Raw genomic sequence first — 16,812 nt, forward strand, 5'->3', positions numbered from 1 at the left:
CCTGCTGGTCCGACGCCCTAGGCGTCCGACCGGTTGCCGTTGAACGAGCTATCAGCGCAATGACCACGCATCTAGCTTGTGCAAACATTCATAAGCGACAACCGGTCGGATGCCTAGGGCGTCGGACCGGCAGGCATCTTCTTAACAACTTCTATTTACTGCTCATCCGGCCTACTTTCGGGATTACCTGAATTAAAAACCGCTTATTCTGCCCCTCTCGAACGCCCGAGTAGCGCCCGGTTCCGAAGAAGCCGCTGCCACCGATAATCAATTCGATGCCACGATCTTGCGTGAAGTCGAGGTTATTTTGCTTCCACAGGTTCAGCAGGTTCAAAGCGCGGCGGTAGCTGAGCTGGTAGGTAGCTTGCTGTTCGTAGTCGTTGCGCGGGTCGCCTTGCGGATAGCGGGCTGCCATACCTTCCACAATCACGAGATAGCGCACCGGCTGATCGGTTTTGATGTTTTTGAGCACTGTGCGTAGTCGGCGGCCAGCTTGCAGTAGCGCCGGCTTGTAGGCGTCTTGGATTTCGTCACGGCCCGACTTAAACTGCACGGGCACGAGTAATTCGTGGCGCTCGTTGGCGGGGTCGTATTTGAAGTACTTGCCTTCGAGTTGCTGCAAGGACCGCCGAATTTTGGTGATCTGCTCCAGTTCAGCGGCTTTCACTTTCAATTCACCGTTGGCTCGTTTCAGCTCCCCTTCTCTATCCTTGAACAGCTTGAAGCTGTACACAAACAGCACCAACATCACCACAAACAGCGACGTCATCAGGTCCACATAGCTAGGCCAAAAGAAGTCGGAGGATTCGCGGCTGTTCGTGGAGTTGTTCATAAAATCTAAATATCAAAACCCTGAACGATCATCCTCTATCATCAATATCAGTCCCCAAGCCATCAACATAGGTACCATAACTATTATTAGAAACAGAGTAAATCGAAGCAGCAGAAGCAACCAGCTCTGCTGTTGCGGCCTAACAAGCAGAAAGAAATAGCCTAATGATACAGCTGCGCTGTAGAGCAATGCCCATCCACCAAAAAAGAGAATATTTGAGGTAAACATTTCAAAATATTTATTCGCAACATTATCGACTTTGTATATGTCCGCCAAAGACGAAAAACAGAAACGTAAAGCCCTCCTAAATTCATTCAAGCAGCAACAGCGTGACGAAAAGCTAGCCGGCTTGCCTTTACCTTTAACAGAGTTGAAAGCTTTGTTCGATTACCTGGACGAGGAACTTAGTGAAACGGACTGCGGTGACACGCTTCGACTGACAAAACAGTTTCTACAGGAGCGCAATCTGCCAGTAGCAACCGTCACAGAATGGCTCGGTAATCATGGCGGTTATTGTGACTGCGAGGTTTTAGCAAATGTTGAAGAGAAGTTTGAGGACATTCTGTAGCGCGGACTACAGAGTCCGCGCTACTGTGGCTTCACGCCGCCAAACACGCTGTCCATCGCGCGCTGCAATCGGTTCTTGGCAGTGGCTTTCACCAGTATCTTGTTCAAATCACCTAGCTCCGTCAACACCTTGGCCTGAATCTGAGAGTCGAGTTCGATCTTGCGGAGTAACTCGCGCTGGGTGGCTGTCACGTCGCGAGCAAGGGCTTGCTGGCTCGCTTCCACGTTTTTGAGCGGGTCGAGCTGGCGCATAATGCGCTCGAACACGTTGTCGTTGTTGAGTTTTTGGAAGTACTGACCCCACTTCTCGTAGGCTTGCTGGGCGTCGCGCTCATGGAATTGCAGGCGCTTCTGCATGAGGTCAGTGAGCGAGAGGCTAGCTTGGTCGAAGTACTGCTCGGTGCGGGAACGGAGCGCATCCATTTCCTTCTGGTGGCGCTGGAAGAAGTCGAGCTGGTGCTGAATGATGTTATCGTTTTTGCCGATGTACTGACCTAGGTCGTTGATGCCTTTTTCAAAGCCACGCAGTCGGTCCAAGATGCTGTTCACGCTTTGTGCCGAGTGGTAGCCCGCTTCCAGCATCTGATTCAGCTTCTGCTGATATCCCGTGAACTGCCCAAATAGATCAGCCGACTCACGCACCTTCTCAAACACCGCGATATTGGCCTTTGCCATCTGGTCGTAGCCGATCTTATCTAATGCTTCTAGAAAGCGACTTTGCACCCGAATGTTGTCGGTGAGCTTGTCCATGATGGGCTCAAACAGCGTCACTTTACCCACAAAATCCTGGTTGAACGCATCCAGTACCGACTTCAGATTGCTCAGGCTGCCGGCCATGTCGCTGTGCAGAATGGGCAGCAACCTAGCTTGCAGGAAGGTGTAGTAACTGTTTTGCAGCACATCGAGCTGTTGGCGGGCACTACGCAGCAGACCGTTACCGAGCAGCGTGAGCAGCAGCCCCACGAAGCTGCCCGTCATGGCAATGAGCACGCCGGTGAGGAAGGGCGTCAAGGCGTTATCGTCGGAGACGCCGTTGCGGGCGATTCCTACCAGACCTAGGATCACACCCAAGAACGTGCCGAGCAGACCCAGGTAGAGCGGCGTAGCTACGTCGGCCTGCGCTTCGTTGGCTACTACTTGGCTCTGGCGCTCGGCAATGTCTTTCAGGATGTTGAAGTCGGCCGCGGCGCCTTTGTTGTGGCGCAGGTAGGCATTGGTGTCTAGTAGAATGTCTTGGAAGTCTTTCGACGTGGCATCGGCCCGGATGATGTCGGCGGGGAAAGCATCGGCGGGCGCATCGGCGGCGTAGTCGGGCATGTCGAGCCCAGCCGGCGTCACGAGCCGCCGCTCCACGCGCAGTTGTTCTTTGGGCGGGTAAAGCTGCGCTAGTCGCTGCGAGCGGGCACGAGTTTGCAGAAACGTGCGAATCTGCAAGCCCACTACCACTACTACAACTAAAACTTCAAGGATGATTTCGAACATAGAACTGCTGACTGAATAGCTAAAGCTACAGCTAAAAGTTAGGCCCAAAGCTAAAAAGCTAGCTCCCCTCCTTCTTTCAAAGAGGGGCTAAGGGTGGTTCAGCTAGAGCTAGCAAGCTACATACTAAAAAAGCTCCCCTCCTTTTTTCAAGGAGGGGCTAGAGGTGGTCCTTTGTCGTTGAACAAAGACTAGCGCTAGTTTTCTAGTACTAATTGGACCACCCCCAGCCCCTCCTTGAAAAAAGGAGAGGAGCTTTTTGTTATAACTCTAATTTTCTTGGTTACTCGAAATGAATCAGTGCCTTTGACTCAATCTGCCATACGCCACCGACTTTCCGTAGCGTGCCTTCCTCGTCGGTCACGATGCGTGATACGGGGCCAGTGGGCTGCTCGTAGCGGCACGCTTCACGCAACGAGTATTGGGCACTTTGAATAGCATAAGCGTGCACTGCCGGATCGGGATTCACCTGGAAGATGCCTACTTCGGGGAACTGCGTGTCGAGGATGATTTCGTAGATGCTGTCGTGCTGTGGCTCTTCCGACAAGTCGTAGATGTTGAAACCACCATTCACGGGCACCTTCACGTAGCGCGTGTACGCCGTGGCAAGCGCATCGTCTGGCTCCTCTGTTACCTGATTTTCAGAAACAGGAAATTGCACGGGCGGTACCAAGCTGTCGAACTCTTCGATTGGCGCTGAAGCTGGCGAGCCGGCTGGTATCACCGTTGGTATGGGCGAAGTCTCCGACATGGAAGGCGGCGCCTCGTAGGTAACGGGGGCCGGAGTAGGAGCTGGAGGCGCCGCCGTAACGGGTGGTGCTGGTGGGGTCGGCGCCGGCGCGGGAGGAGTTGCTGCTACCGGAGCAGGAGCTGGTGCCACAGGAACTGGCGCAACAGGTTTCGGGCTAGGTGCCGCGGCGACTGGTGCCGGAGCGGGTACCGGCGTTACGGGCTGTGGTGCTGCAACCGGCGCCGGAGCAGATTGCTTCCGCAACTCTTCCGCTACGCGTTGCTGTACTAGTTTCTCCACTTCACGCTGTAGCTCGGGCGTTAGTTTAGTAACGCTAGCTGGGCTACCTGCTGCAAAGTCATTGGTATTGCCACGCACACCTTTTGTTTCCCTGCCGTAGCGGTCAACTTTCTCCACCAGCTTGCCGATCTGGCCGCGCAGAAGCGCATACAGCACCAAGCTCAACAACGACAGAATAAGCGCCAACGGACTGAAAAATTTACTCATGAAGCTCTCCCCCGACGAGCGGGTGGTAGAGGTGTCGCCAATGGTAGCCGGTCCCGCATCAGGCGACGCCGCCGCCGTGGCTTCGTCCGTAGATGTGGTTGTATCAGTAAGCTCAGCACTGGCTGCATCATTGGCGCCGATATCACCGGGCGGCGTGCCATTTTCGACGTAGCCCCGAAGCGACGTATTCAAGGCCTCCACCGCTTGCATCCGGGCAGGGCTGGCTTTGCGAGCCGGCGATGCTTTCAGACGGTTGATAATCTCTGTTACGAGCTTTTCGCTCCGCGCTTGGTCAGTACCTAGGCCTTTGTACATCGTGCCGCGGCCTTCCAAAGGTTGGTAGAGCAAGCTGTACACCTTCTGACTGTCGGGCTTGATGCTGGTTTCAAACTGCTTCAGCGTTCCGCCGCAATTAAGCTTGCTTTTAAGGTTTGGTCGGTGGTTGTCGTTGTACACGAATTTCACCGTGGCGCACCAAATCTGCACCTTTTGCTCGTCGAGCGTGGGCTTACCTAGGGGCGTTTGGGCGTGGGCAGCGGCAGTTAGAAGCAGACCAAGGAATAAGGAAGTTGCGCGGCGGAGAGAGGTCATGAGTTAGGGCAATAATTAAAAATTAGAGCTGAACGAGTGTCAAATCGATGGCTACAACAGGAGAACGTGTTGTTCTATACCATCCCATTCTTCACCGCAAAACTCCCATCCAGTTTCATACTCTTGTAGAGAGTACTTCTGAATAAAATGAGGTGAAAGTACCATCGGCTTATGTAGATAGCAGCCCATCATACGGTCGTAAGAATTATAGAACTCTTTCTCAGCTTTAAGGATGGTGACATGAATTATGTGAGGCAGAACATCAGAACAAACAAGCGTTCTGATTAGGTCTCTTCGGCTTGTTAGTGAAATGATTACCTCGAATTGATCAATCGTAGCCGATGAAATCATTTTCTTTATTGCCTTCAAAATTTCTTCTTCGGTAGAGTACAACACGACAGAAGCATCATCTGGCATCAAGCGAAGCACATCAATAAAGAAGTTGACGTTTCTGTTCATCCAGCATCATCGTTGACTGAGTCGTCCCAGGATTGAAACCCTGGGCTACGGAGCGGACCTTATTTCACCGCCGAATAGCACAAAGTTTCAACCCTGGGAAGGCTAGGCCTACGCCTGCAATTCCCGGCTCAGGTTATACAACGCCTGCTTCAGCGGGTAGAAGAACAGCGTTTCCGGTAGCGTCTCGTCGTTGCTGAGTTGGCGCTGAAGCTGGTGCAGACCTAGGCTCAGGCTGTCTTCGATTTCGCGGAGCAGAATGTCGCGCACCCGTTGGCGGTCTACGTCGACGCCTACTTCGCGCAGGAGCGGCGCTACTTCGTCGCCTTCCAGCACGAGAGTCAGAAAGTTGCGCACGTTGTCGAGTACCTGCTGCTTGAGGTCCGCGTCTACCTGCTGCAACTTAAGGCGGACTGCCCCGATTTCCGCCGATTGCGCCGTGCCGGTGAGCTTCACGTGCTTGATCTGGTCGTAATCAGAAGTCGATGATTTTTCCTCGAACAGCACGCCGCCGTTGGTGGTAGCTTCCTTGGGGTTATCAGCCAGAATGACGCGGAAGTTTTGTGGCGGCTCGGTGCCCGTTACGACTTTGAAGACGGCTTTCGTGATCTTCTCAATGGCTACCAAGCTGCTGCCACCGGCCAACAAACGCAAGTACAAGCTGCCTTTGCCCGAGAAGCACAGATAGCGCGGCGTCTTCAGACCTAGCTGCTGCACGAGCTGGGCCGTGTGGTAGATGATGGACGTGTAGTGCAGGTAGAACAGCACCCGCAACTGTCGGCCCTTCCCTAGGGTCAGGCTCTGGGAGAAGCGTAGCGCGTCGTCGTACTTAAAGAGCAAGCTGGTCACGTCGGCCGAGCCGAAGTCCGCGTTTTTCAGGGCGGCGCTCAGGTAGCCTTTGTACTCCTGGTTTTGCTCGCTGCTGGGTAGCGCGTCGGCGTGGTTGACCCCTAGGCGCAGGAGGCCGTTTTGCTTGGGCGCGCCTTGCACGCGAGCGTAGCCGTCGCCCCACAGGTCGTCGCCGGCGAAGCGGAAGGACGAGCTAAAGGCCGGTTTTTGCTCCGCGAAGATGAGCAAGTCGGTCGTACCACCACCGATGTCGATGTTGATAACGTTCTCGTCGCGGTTGGGTACCACTTGGTTCGTGGCCGTGAGGTAATAGTACGGCGCCACCGATTCAGTGAGGCACACCGTGTTTTGGCGCGTCTTGAACACTTGTTGGAAAGCCTCGTCCCACACCTGCTGAAACTGGTTGCGCAGGAAGCCATCGAAGCTCAACGGGGCAAACCACACCACGCGGGTGTCTTCCAGAATGCCACCATGCAACGCCGCTTTGTGCTTGAGCAACAACAGGATTTCGCGGAAGAACGCTTCAATGCGGCTCACGCCCTGCGGATCTAGCTCCGCCGACCATTTCAGGTTCGTTACGAAGCGGTTCTGGGGCAGCTCAGCCAGTGTTTCGGTGTTGATACTGAAGCCAATGTTGATGTTGCTCAGCACCTTGGCTGGCTCGTTGGCAAACGACAGTGTTTCGCAAACCGCCGTCCGAATCGGGAATTCATACACCGAGCCACCGTCGCCGACGAAGCTAGGTACGAACTCGCGGTTTTGCAGCGTTGCCACCGAATCCCACATCTGACCAGCGCCCGTGCGGTAGCGTTGCGCTGCCGACAAGCCCATATCGGCCACCGGCGCGTGCAGCCATTCCACTTGCACATCGGCCTCACCAATGGTGAGCGGACGCGGGTGGGCCGAGGGACCATCCGCGTAAGCAATGTGCGTGTTGGTGGTGCCGAAGTCGACGGCGAAGGTGAAGCGCCGCGTGCCACGGTCGAGTTCGCGCCAGCGTGGCACTAAGAGGCCGCGCGCCGGCTCGCCACCAATGCTAGCGGGCGGACACGTCAGCTCGGCCACGTCGAAGTGCGTGCCGGTGATTTCGTAGTAGGTACTGCCCGCGGTAGCCATGCTCTTCTGCGTGCGCTCGTGGCGAACGGCACGGCGGGCTGCGCCTTGCTCGGTGAGTCGTTCGCCGCCCACGAAGAACGTGAGGTCGTAGCGGCGGCTGAGCATGGTGGGTGAGTTATCGGCGTCCACCAGCATCACTTTGTACAAGTCGTTGTACTGGGGCTGGTGGCGCACTTTGTAGAACGGGAACACACCTAGGTCCACGTTCGCGCGCACGATGCGACCTTTCTCCAAAATTTCGCGGCCTTGCGCGTCCTTCGGGTTCTGCGGATTGTGGTAGTAGCTACGTTCAAACGAGATAAAGCGACCCGCTTGCACCGGCACCCGCAACGTCACGCGCACGTGGTTCAGGTCGATGGTGAAGTGCAGCAGCTCGGCTAGCTCGTTCTCGGTGAAGTAGTCGAAGAACGCCTGGCGCAGCGGCAGCAGGTACGGGAACCTAGCTCGCCCCTGCCCATCGGCGCCGTACTGAAACGACACTTTGCCAGTGTGGAAGCGCTGGGTGTTCAGGTCGTACGGCAGTTCCACCAGCGAATCTTCCAGGAAGTCGCCGACGGTAAGGTACGGGTACTTGAAGCCTTTGCCGGGCAGCACGCGGTTTTCTAGGGCTAGCTCATCGTGGTACGGCACGGGCGTGCGGTCGTCCCAGGGTTGGCCGTTGAGGTAGTTGGCGCCTTGCATAGTCAGGTTCGGGCGCAACACCAATGGGCGCGGCCGGCCACTTTCGTTGGCGCGGGTCGGCTGAATGAACAGGTCGGAGCTAGTCACGGCCGACTGGTCGGCGCGGCCGGGCAGCGGCACACTTTTCACGCTAGCTAGGTTGCCCTGAATGTCGGGCAGCGCGGGGTAACGGGCGGCGAACTGCTGAGCCGTCCGGTCGCCCTGCATCTGGAGCTGATTGATCTTGCTCCGATCTAAGCCGGCGAAAACACTGCCGGCGAAGTCGCGGCGCTGCAAGGCTGGGTAAGCCAGGAACAATTCGTACACAAACTCGCGGAACTGCGGGTCGCGGTCTTCGAGCAGCACGGTTTGATTGTCGAAGTAATGGCCGCGCGCTTGAGGACGCTCTAGGTCCAGCGGCTTCACTTCTGGGCCGGTGAAGAGCAGCGTGAGCGGCGAGGTGCCGCCGAGCAACCTAGGTCCGCCCGGCAGCTCCGGCGACTCGTAGTACACGAGGTACATATCGGAGAAATCGCGGAACCGCTCGTCTTGCAAGAACAACTGCAAGGTTTCGCCGAGCAGACGCGTGCCTTCCTGCTGCCGCATCTTGCGAATTTCCGTTTCCGCATTCCAGCGCCGCAGCGTGATTTTGCGCCCCGCCTGCGAATACAGGTGGTAGTTATACAGCAACTCAAACAAATCCCAGAAGTGCGTCACCAGCTCGTGGTACACCGACCCCGGATTGCGCTGCCCTTCCCGCGCCAGGAAATCGAAGGCGGTTTCGAAAAGGTGCATCCGCGCAAACGGCGTTGGGATGGACACGGCTACGTTCTTGGCCTTGCCCCCCGCCGGGTCGGTCACGGTGTTGATTTCGGTGCTGGTAACGGGCGCGGTTTTCTGCCAGCCTTGCACCTGCTGGGAACCGTTGTTATGTAAGCGAAGGACTTTGGGCATAGGCTTCCCAGGGTTGAAACCCTGGGCTAGTTAGCGGTTATGTTCTGGGATTATTCTCACATCCATTCCCAGGGTTGCAACCCTGGGCTACGTAGCGAGATGCTTTTTACGCTGAATAGCCCAGGGTTTCAACTCTGGGACAACTCGGGCATTTAGGATGCTTGAATCGGCCGATCATAGCACTCGGGCCATTTTCTCCAGCATCTCCATTTCTTGCCAATAATCTTGTTCTTGATGATGCTTTTCTTGGTTGCGGATGTAGTTACGTACGCGTTGCACATGTGATGGACTCACCGAAAAAGCCCCGTAGCCATTCTGCCAGGCAAAAACATAGTCGGTTAGCTGCTGCTCATTCACCCAATGAGCACTTTTTCCTTTTAGCTGCTGCATAACTAGATCAAGTCGATCTGTAGTGCGCAACGACAAAAGGCAATGCACATGATCGTAAACGCCATTTAGAAAATCCAATCGAATGTTTCCCGCTTCCGCAATATCCCGAATCTGACTAAACAGCGCAGGTTTCAATTCTGCCGTAAGCCACGGTTGTCGGTTCTTAGTGGCCCATGTAACATGTACCCATAAGGCCTGAAAAACGTGACTCATGTCTGTTCTTGAGTATTATTCGAGCACCCAGGGTTGAAACCCTGGGCTAGTTAGCGTCAAGCAGGACCCGCTACATAGCCCAGGGTTTCAACCCTGGGACGCATGGAGGTGCTACACCACTTTTACCTTCTCCTCAAACGCCTTATCCGTCACGTCATAGAACAGCTCGATGAGCTTCTTGAAGTTGTCGGGTTCGGCAATAGTCTTCTCGGTTTTGTTGAGCGAGTCGAGGAAGTAGTTGTGGTTGATGCCTTTGTTGAAGAAGTCGGTCCACTTCTTTTCCACGGGTTTGCCGGCAATCATGGCGTTGAAGTCATCGGTGGCTAGGTCGAAGGGACGGAAGGCCCGGCGGTTTTGACCTAGCTCTTTCAGCCACTCATCCACGCCAAACTCGGGGCTGTGCAGGATATTTTGCAGCTCCCGGAAAATGGGCTCGTTGCGCAGGGCGTAGTCGAGCTTCAGGTTGTCGTGGTACGGCGCCTTGTCGGTGGCGAGGAACTGGCGGTGGTAGCGCGTGAAGTAGAGCAGCTGCGTGAGGTGCTTGGCCATCAACTCGCGCGACTCGTCGGGCAGGTGGTTGAACTGCACTTCGGGCGCGTCGGTGGCGAGTCCGTACTCGTGGAAGTGCGGTCCGCCGGTACGCAGCTCAGCCGCCGAGTACTTCATGAAGTCTACGATGCTGAGCGCGGCTAGCAGCTCGATAAGGTGAGCTTTGTTGCGCTGCTGGGTGCCGCCAGGCTGGTTTTCGTAGGGCGTATCCGGCGTGTCGGCTAGGTAGTACAAGGCATTCAGACCTTGCAAGTTGTGCTCGTAATAGCTGAGCGCCGCCTTGGTTTTAGTGAGGAAGCTGTTGGAATCAATAACCGAGTTGTCCTCCGATTGCAGCGCGAAGTACGGCATCACCGTCACGGCGCCGGTGGGTGCGTCGCGCAGGTAGCGGGCGTTGCTCAGGCGCGTGTTGGTGTCCTTCAGGTTCTTGAGCATGAGCGGGAAGCCCGCCGCACCCGTCCCGCCGAAGATGCTCGACACGAAAAACACCCGGTCACCTTCCTGGAAGTTATCGGCGAAAAAGCGGATTTCGGGAGACTCCACGAGCTTGTTCAGCACGATACTGCCCACGTTGGGCGAGCCCCGGAAACCAATCGTAAGGGGGCTTTCGAGGTTGTCTTGCGTGAACAGCAAATCCACTAGCCCCTTAGAGTCAACCGACAGACCATCGTAGCTGAGGTATTGGCGGAAGCTTTGGTTGATGCCGCCAAAGTCGAAGATGAACGTGTCTTTCACCGAGCCATTCACGTCCTGGCTGATGCCGCTGAGCGTGCTGATGTCGGTTTTGAAGAAGCCTTCTTCGCGCGGACCTAGCTTTTTGTAAATCTGCTGGTAGCTCTGCAACAGCGCTACCGTGCGGTTCATGTCGCCGTTGTGAGCGTCGGGGTCAATGATGATGGGCACCACCCGGTCGCAGTTAGGAAGCTCGACGCCGGCCGCCAACAACATCGTGAGCGAGCGAATAACGCGGGAACCTGTGCCGCCGATACCGAATAAAAAGAGTTTAGCCATTGTTTAGGGCTTTTTGATTTACACTCACTCTATGAGTGAGTCATCGTCTTCAAAATTGTATATGGCGTTTTGTAAAACCATATAAATGTCTTCAAAATGGCGTGCCTGTTTAAGTAACCTAATCAGATGATTTTTCTCAATAAATTGAGTCAGCACATCATCGTCGGCTTTAATACAGCGCAGGACCCATTCTTTGAGTTCAGCAAGCTCATATTCTCCTACTTGATACCATGTACTCTCTACCGGAACTTTACCCCAATAGAAATAGGATAGTAGCTTTTGCCACTTGCCGAAGCTACGCTTCAACTTGAGCTTCCGTCTGACCTTTTTACCAGAGGCATCGAAATACAACGCTGGATTTCGTTGTGACTCATAGTAGCCATACAAATTGCAGTAGTTCAATTCCTGATTACCCTCTACTAAATAGCAGTAAGGTTCTTCCTCCTCATGTAAGCAAAGCAGAGGAAAAGCAGGATCCATATCTTCTTCGACTTAAAAAGGCGTGGTGCTCGCGTTAGTCGAGCCTTTGCGCAGAATGACGGAAAACAGGAAATAGAACAAGAGGCCATACACCGCGTTCAGCGTAGCCAGCCAATAGATGTAGCTGTGGTCGGTTACTTGCTGAGCTTTGGCCTGCCACACCACCACGATGAACGCAATCAGGGCGTTCAGCACCAAGAACAGGGTCCAATGGCGCAGCTTATTGAAAGTAGCCACGCCCATCGCACGGTTGATGAGGTAGTAGAAAATGATGACCAGCGCCAGCGAGATACCTAGGTTGAGCAGACCGATGTTGGGGAATACAATCTGGCGGTACACGGGCGTATCAGCGGGCGGCTGGGGTGTGCCAATGAGTTCGTAGAGGAAGCGGAAGAAGCTTTGCATAGAAGGAAGGGAAACGCCAACGTTTAGTTGGTGGAGCAATACACGAGTTGCGTTGGAATAGGGATACTGCGAAGAAGGTGCCAGCTAAAAGCTAGCTTTAGTCAGCGGGTTGCAACGTGAGCGGGATCTGAAAGATAGGCGCTTGGTCTTGCTCATCCGTCGTGACGGCCGCTACGCCGTCGATTAGGCTGCTTAGGGCAAAGGTTTTGGCGCCGACTTGGTTGATGTTGCTGTCATTCTTAGTTGTCCACTGAGTTATCCACATCGGGCGCTTGTCTTGGAGGATAACTTGCAGGGGTCGGGCCGCTTTGCCCATCTTGGTAACGCGAATTTTGACAAAATGCGTGTATTGCGCCTCGGGTCCGCTGCTGGCGCGGGTCTGATCGGTAGCGCCAAACACGCTCACGATCTTCGCATCGGTGTCTTGCCCAGTTAGTTGCAAGTTCGCTTTCAGGTGACCTAGGTCTTGGTACAAAGCGGGCAGCGCTTGCAGATTCATCCCGAGCACGAACTCTACGGGCTGTTGCGCGGATACTTCGCTCACGGCTACGGTATGATAAGTAGCACCGGCGGCGCGCTTGCTGGCGTCTTTCTCGCCGTAGTACCACGCGCCTTGGTTCTGGAACTTGTTCAGCAGGGAAGAAGGCGCCGCCGAGTACTTCACGCCGAAGTGCGCCTGTTCGCCCGGCGCCTTTTTTAACAACGCAGCATCAAAGCGCCGCACGGCATCGGCCGGGCCGATTACCCACACATAATAAGGTATGTCGGTGTCGCAGCAGCGGTTGATGCGCTTGGCGGCCGTTTTCATGGCCGGGTAAAAAGCCCCTTTGAAATCCGACGTGTGCCCGTAAACTGACACCGCTAGGTCGGAGCGACCGGCAGCGTTCAGGGCGTCGGTGATGTCAGTTTTGATGTAGGGCACGGCACCCGCGTTGCGCGGGGCGTAGATGAAGTCCGAAATCAGCACGTTTACGGCATTCGGCTGATAATAATGACTCACCAGCGTATCTAGGATGGCCGGGATGCTGGTGCTGCTGGCCGGTTCCCGAATGCCCTCGCGCACAGTAGTTTCTAGCTGTTGGTACGAGTCACGGTACGGCTTCTCCTTGATGCGGTAGAACGTTTTGCGCTGAACGCTGGCGCTCCGGTTCACATCGGAAAGAAACTGCGCCACGTGCTGCTGAAAGCGGGTGTTCTGGGCATCAGCGCCGGTTTTAGGCATGAAGCCTTCCATTGAGCCCGATACTTCCAGGAAGACGTTCACTTGCTTTAGCGAGCCCGTTGCGGCCGTAGTAGAGCTAGGGTCGGCCTCCGGTGAGGGAGCAGCGGCGGGCGCTTTATCTGGGGAAGCCTCAGTAGTTTCGGCGGCTTTGTTGTTGCCCGCGTCGGATTTGAGGTCGTCACGGGAATAGCAGCCGGGAAGTAACAAAACTGCCGCCAATAGCCCTGGCAGCAGTCGAGAGAAGGGAGTGCGTTGCATCGAACCAATGTAAAGGATGGCAGCCGAAGCCGCAACCTTACCTACTGCCAGGATGCCCAGCAGGTTGTGTAGGAACGATATAGTGTAAAGAATATTTTATAGTGAGCTAGGTTTAAACACATAATCAATACGCAGAACGTCATGCTGAGCTTGTCAAAGCATCTCGCGCGCAATGGTATATGATTACTACTGCACGCGAGATGCTTCGACAAGCTCAGCATGACGTTCCGTATGTTTTTACAACCTAGCTATAATCAATCTCGGTATTGTCGCCGATGTTCAGGCTGTGGTTCAGGCCCCGGAACGACGCATCAGAGCCCACAATACAGTCGTGGAGCACAGCTTGGCGCAGCTCGCTGTAGGAACCGATGATGGAGTTGGTCAGAATCGTATTCTCCACAATGGTCCGGTCGCCAATGGCTACGTTGGGACCGATGATGGAGCAGGAAATCTGGCAGTTCTTGCCAATACTGACGGGCGGAATAATAATAGTGTTCGGAAACTCGGGTAGCGCCTCCGTACTCATGAACTCCGGCCGACTCAGCAGGCGGGCGTTGGCTTCGAGCAGCGTGTCTTTGCGGCCGCAGTCAAACCAGTTGTCCACCGTGATGGTGGTCATCTCCTCCCCTTCCTGAATCAGCGTCATCAGGGCATCAGTCAGCTGAAACTCGCCGTGCGTGCGGTGCTCCTCGGCAATCAAGCGACCCAGAGCGTCGGCCAGCTGCGCGGGGTGCGCGATTTTGTACAGCCCCACCATCGCATAGTTCGACTTCGGAATTTTCGGTTTCTCCATCACTTTCGTGACGCGCCCGCCGGGTGCCGTTTCCACCAGGCCAAAGAGCGTAGGGGTTTTCACTTCCTTCACGCCCAGCACCGTGCCCGGCATTTGCAGCACGGCATCTAGGTCAACATCCACGATGGTGTCGCCGAGCAGAATCAGGATGCCTTCCGACTCGTGCTGGAACTCCTCGCGGGCAATCCAGAGGGCGTGGCCGATGCCTTCGCGCGGCTCCTGCACCACGAAGGTGGACTGGATTTGCGGATAATTTCGCCGCACGTAGCGCTCGATCTTTTCGCCCAGATAGCCGATAATGAAGACAAATTCTTGAATACCAGCGCCGATAAGGCGGTCGATGATGTGACCCAGGATGGTATTCCCAGCTACAGGTACCAGCGACTTAGGCTGAGTATGCGTATGCGGACGTAGGCGGGAGCCGATGCCGGCAACGGGGATGACAGCTTTCATGAACAAAAGGCGTGGCGTAAGCACGCAAAATAGTGAATCGGCAGCGGAGCACCGGACCTCAGCACAACCGCCAACGCCTTAATTCGTACTTTTCAGCGCACCGGTGCCTGTCGACGCTAACCAAGTCGGCCGGCCCTAGGTTTCGATTGTCTTTCTCTCTCTTCCACTTTTTATTTTTTTTCTCTCTATGAAACGTTTTGCTCTGTACTTCTTTGGCTTAGTAATCTTGCTCACGCAATCATCGTGCGGCTACAATGGTATGGTTGAGCGCGACCAGGCCGTGAAATCGCAGTGGGCGAAGGTGCAAAGCAGCTACCAGCGTCGCAACGACCTCATTCCGAACTTGGTAAATACCGTGAAGGGCGCTGCGAACTTTGAAAAAAGCACCCTGACCGACGTTATTAATGCCCGCGCCAAAGCCACAAGCGTGCAGCTTTCGGGTGACGACCTGACGCCCGAAAACATCAAACGCTTCCAGGAGGCTCAAAGCCAGGTTAGCTCGGGCCTAGGTCGCTTGTTGGCTGTCTCAGAAAATTATCCTGATCTGAAAGCTAACGCCAACTTTCAGGAGCTGCAAGCACAGATTGAGGGCACCGAAAATCGTATTAACGTGGAGCGCAACAAGTTCAACGATGTGACGAACGACTACAACGGCTACGTGAAGTCGTTCCCCAACAACATCTTCGCGGGCATGTTCGGCTTCAAGGAGAAACCTTACTTCGAGGCCGATGCCAGCGCTCAGAAAGCTCCTACCGTTCAGTTCTAATTTGGTTTTTGGTTTTTGGTCATCAAACGAACTTATCAAAAAACTAAAAACTAAAAACAAACAACCAAAAACCAATCAGGCTCCCACCCATGAAAAGCCCTCTGACGCCGGAACAAGAGGCTGCACTTGTGGCCGCTATCCGGCAGGCCGAAATCACGACCTCCGGCGAAATCCGGGTTCACCTGGAAGACACCTGCCCCACACCCGAGCCGCTCGACCGCGCCGCCCAGGTATTTGCCGAGCTAGGTATGCACCGCACCGCCCAGCGCAACGGCGTTCTTTTTTACTTAGCCTGGAAAACGCGTCAGTTTGCCGTCATCGGCGACTCTGCCATCAATTCCGCCGTACCCGATGATTTTTGGGAAGTCACGAAGGAAACCGTGCTCGACCACTTCCGGCTCCACGACTATGTCACGGGGTTGGAAAAAGGCATCCGGATGGTAGGTGAGCAGCTTCGGCGCTACTTCCCCTACGATGCGGCCACTGACCGCAACGAACTCGACGACTCCATCTCGTTTGGCGACTCCACGCCGCCGCACGCATGAGCATTCTCTCCCCTTTTCCTCTTCTGCTAAAAAGTCGTTGGCCCGGCGCCTTGCTCGGGCTGTTGCTGCTCCTCACGAGCTTGCTTCAGCCCGCCGTGGCGCAGGATGTGCCGCCACGCCCATCGCCACCGCGCCTCGTCAATGATCTGGCGGGCATGCTCCGGCCCGATGAAGCGGACGCGCTGGAGCGCAAGCTTGTTGCCTACAACGACTCCACGTCCTCGCAGATTTCTGTTGTGACGGTGCCTACGCTCGGCGACTACGAAATTGCCGACTATGCTCAGAAGCTCTACGAAAGCTGGGGCATTGGCCAGAAAGGCGAAAACAACGGCATTCTCATCCTAGTCGCCAAGCAGGAGCACTCGGCCCGCATCCAGACTGGCTACGGCCTGGAAGGCGCCGTGCCTGATGCGTTGGCGAAGCGGATTATTTCCAACACCATTGTGCCCGCCTTCCGCGAGCAGCGCTACTACGACGGCCTCAACACGGCCACCGACGAGCTGATTGCCCTGGCGAAAGGCGAGGGCTACAAAGCCGACCCAAGAACGGCGCAGTCCAACAACGGCGATTCCAGCGGCTCCGGCTGGACGTTCTGGTTGATTATCGGCGCGCTGGTGCTCTTTCTGCTGCTGCGCTCACGCGGCGGCGGGGGCGGCGGCGGGGGCTTTGGTCGACGCAGCCGCGGCTTCGGTGGTGGCTTTATCCCGCCCATTATCTTCGGCGACTTCAGCGGCGGCCGCGGCGTATTTGGCGGCGGTGGCGGCTTCGGTGGGGGTGGCGGCGGTGGCTTTGGCGGCTTCGGCGGCGGCAGCTCCGGCGGCGGCGGCGCCAGCGGCAACTGGTAAGCTAGGTTTCGCAAACGCTGTTTTAAATGAAGAAGGGCACTAGTGATGGTGCCCTTCTTCATTTAAAACAGCGTTTGCGAAACCTAGGTCGCAGACCACTGAAAGCCGGTGAAGTCCGTAATAGTCGTATGCTCCAAAACT

General features: G+C 55.5%; 15 protein-coding genes. 4 read left to right on the forward strand and 11 right to left on the reverse strand.

The window, feature by feature from the left end:
* Positions 1 to 151: 151 nt before the first annotated feature.
* The gene (locus tag IEX74_RS15310) at positions 152 to 832 is read right to left on the reverse strand and encodes a hypothetical protein (RefSeq protein ID WP_188814885.1); all 681 of its coding nucleotides are present in this window, start codon (positions 830 to 832) and stop codon (positions 152 to 154) included.
* 265 nt (positions 833 to 1,097) lie between these two features.
* On the opposite strand from IEX74_RS15310, the gene IEX74_RS15315 reads away from it, so the two are divergent.
* Positions 1,098 to 1,400 carry a DUF2695 domain-containing protein gene (locus tag IEX74_RS15315; RefSeq protein WP_188814886.1) on the forward strand — a complete coding sequence of 101 codons (303 nt, stop codon included), beginning with the start codon at positions 1,098 to 1,100 and terminating at the stop codon, positions 1,398 to 1,400.
* Positions 1,401 to 1,420: 20 nt separating this feature from the next.
* Here IEX74_RS15315 and IEX74_RS15320 read toward each other — a convergent pair whose 3' ends face one another.
* The 10 genes from IEX74_RS15320 to IEX74_RS15365 all read right to left on the reverse strand — a co-directional run bounded on the left by IEX74_RS15320 (position 1,421) and on the right by IEX74_RS15365 (position 14,515).
* The gene (locus IEX74_RS15320) at positions 1,421 to 2,881 is read right to left on the reverse strand and encodes a hypothetical protein (RefSeq protein WP_188814887.1); all 1,461 of its coding nucleotides are present in this window, start codon (positions 2,879 to 2,881) and stop codon (positions 1,421 to 1,423) included.
* A gap of 280 nt (positions 2,882 to 3,161) precedes the next feature.
* Complete coding sequence (locus tag IEX74_RS15325) at positions 3,162 to 4,706, reverse strand: hypothetical protein (RefSeq protein ID WP_188814888.1); 1,545 nt, start codon at positions 4,704 to 4,706, stop codon at positions 3,162 to 3,164.
* A 51-nt stretch (positions 4,707 to 4,757) separates the two neighbouring features.
* The gene (locus IEX74_RS15330) at positions 4,758 to 5,165 is read right to left on the reverse strand and encodes a hypothetical protein (protein ID WP_188814889.1); all 408 of its coding nucleotides are present in this window, start codon (positions 5,163 to 5,165) and stop codon (positions 4,758 to 4,760) included.
* 108 nt (positions 5,166 to 5,273) lie between these two features.
* Complete coding sequence (locus IEX74_RS15335) at positions 5,274 to 8,741, reverse strand: hypothetical protein (protein WP_188814890.1); 3,468 nt, start codon at positions 8,739 to 8,741, stop codon at positions 5,274 to 5,276.
* A gap of 174 nt (positions 8,742 to 8,915) precedes the next feature.
* Entirely contained in the window at positions 8,916 to 9,344 is a 429-nt protein-coding gene (tnpA, locus tag IEX74_RS15340; RefSeq protein ID WP_188814891.1) for an IS200/IS605 family transposase, read from the reverse strand.
* A gap of 111 nt (positions 9,345 to 9,455) precedes the next feature.
* Positions 9,456 to 10,904: a hypothetical protein gene (locus tag IEX74_RS15345; protein WP_086594405.1), complete on the reverse strand. Its 1,449-nt coding sequence runs from the start codon at positions 10,902 to 10,904 to the stop codon at positions 9,456 to 9,458.
* Between the two features lie 24 nt (positions 10,905 to 10,928).
* Positions 10,929 to 11,384 (reverse strand): hypothetical protein, encoded by a 456-nt coding sequence (locus IEX74_RS15350; protein WP_188814892.1) that lies wholly within the window; start codon positions 11,382 to 11,384, stop codon positions 10,929 to 10,931.
* Between the two features lie 12 nt (positions 11,385 to 11,396).
* Complete coding sequence (locus IEX74_RS15355) at positions 11,397 to 11,789, reverse strand: hypothetical protein (protein WP_188814893.1); 393 nt, start codon at positions 11,787 to 11,789, stop codon at positions 11,397 to 11,399.
* Positions 11,790 to 11,886: 97 nt separating this feature from the next.
* Positions 11,887 to 13,269 carry a hypothetical protein gene (locus tag IEX74_RS15360; protein ID WP_188814894.1) on the reverse strand — a complete coding sequence of 461 codons (1,383 nt, stop codon included), beginning with the start codon at positions 13,267 to 13,269 and terminating at the stop codon, positions 11,887 to 11,889.
* Between the two features lie 244 nt (positions 13,270 to 13,513).
* Complete coding sequence (locus IEX74_RS15365) at positions 13,514 to 14,515, reverse strand: sugar phosphate nucleotidyltransferase (protein ID WP_188814895.1); 1,002 nt, start codon at positions 14,513 to 14,515, stop codon at positions 13,514 to 13,516.
* Positions 14,516 to 14,702: 187 nt separating this feature from the next.
* Between IEX74_RS15365 and IEX74_RS15370 the strand changes: the two genes are divergently transcribed.
* The 3 genes from IEX74_RS15370 to IEX74_RS15380 all read left to right on the forward strand — a co-directional run bounded on the left by IEX74_RS15370 (position 14,703) and on the right by IEX74_RS15380 (position 16,671).
* Positions 14,703 to 15,281 (forward strand): LemA family protein, encoded by a 579-nt coding sequence (locus tag IEX74_RS15370; protein ID WP_188814896.1) that lies wholly within the window; start codon positions 14,703 to 14,705, stop codon positions 15,279 to 15,281.
* Between the two features lie 89 nt (positions 15,282 to 15,370).
* A complete protein-coding gene (locus IEX74_RS15375) occupies positions 15,371 to 15,826 on the forward strand; it encodes a TPM domain-containing protein (RefSeq protein WP_188814897.1) in 456 nt (151 codons plus the stop codon).
* Complete coding sequence (locus tag IEX74_RS15380) at positions 15,823 to 16,671, forward strand: TPM domain-containing protein (RefSeq protein WP_188814898.1); 849 nt, start codon at positions 15,823 to 15,825, stop codon at positions 16,669 to 16,671. Before IEX74_RS15375 ends, IEX74_RS15380 begins: the two co-directional genes overlap by 4 nt.
* Positions 16,672 to 16,812 lie beyond the last annotated feature (141 nt).

The organism is Hymenobacter cavernae (assembly GCF_014641455.1).
Lineage (GTDB): Bacteria > Bacteroidota > Bacteroidia > Cytophagales > Hymenobacteraceae > Hymenobacter > Hymenobacter cavernae.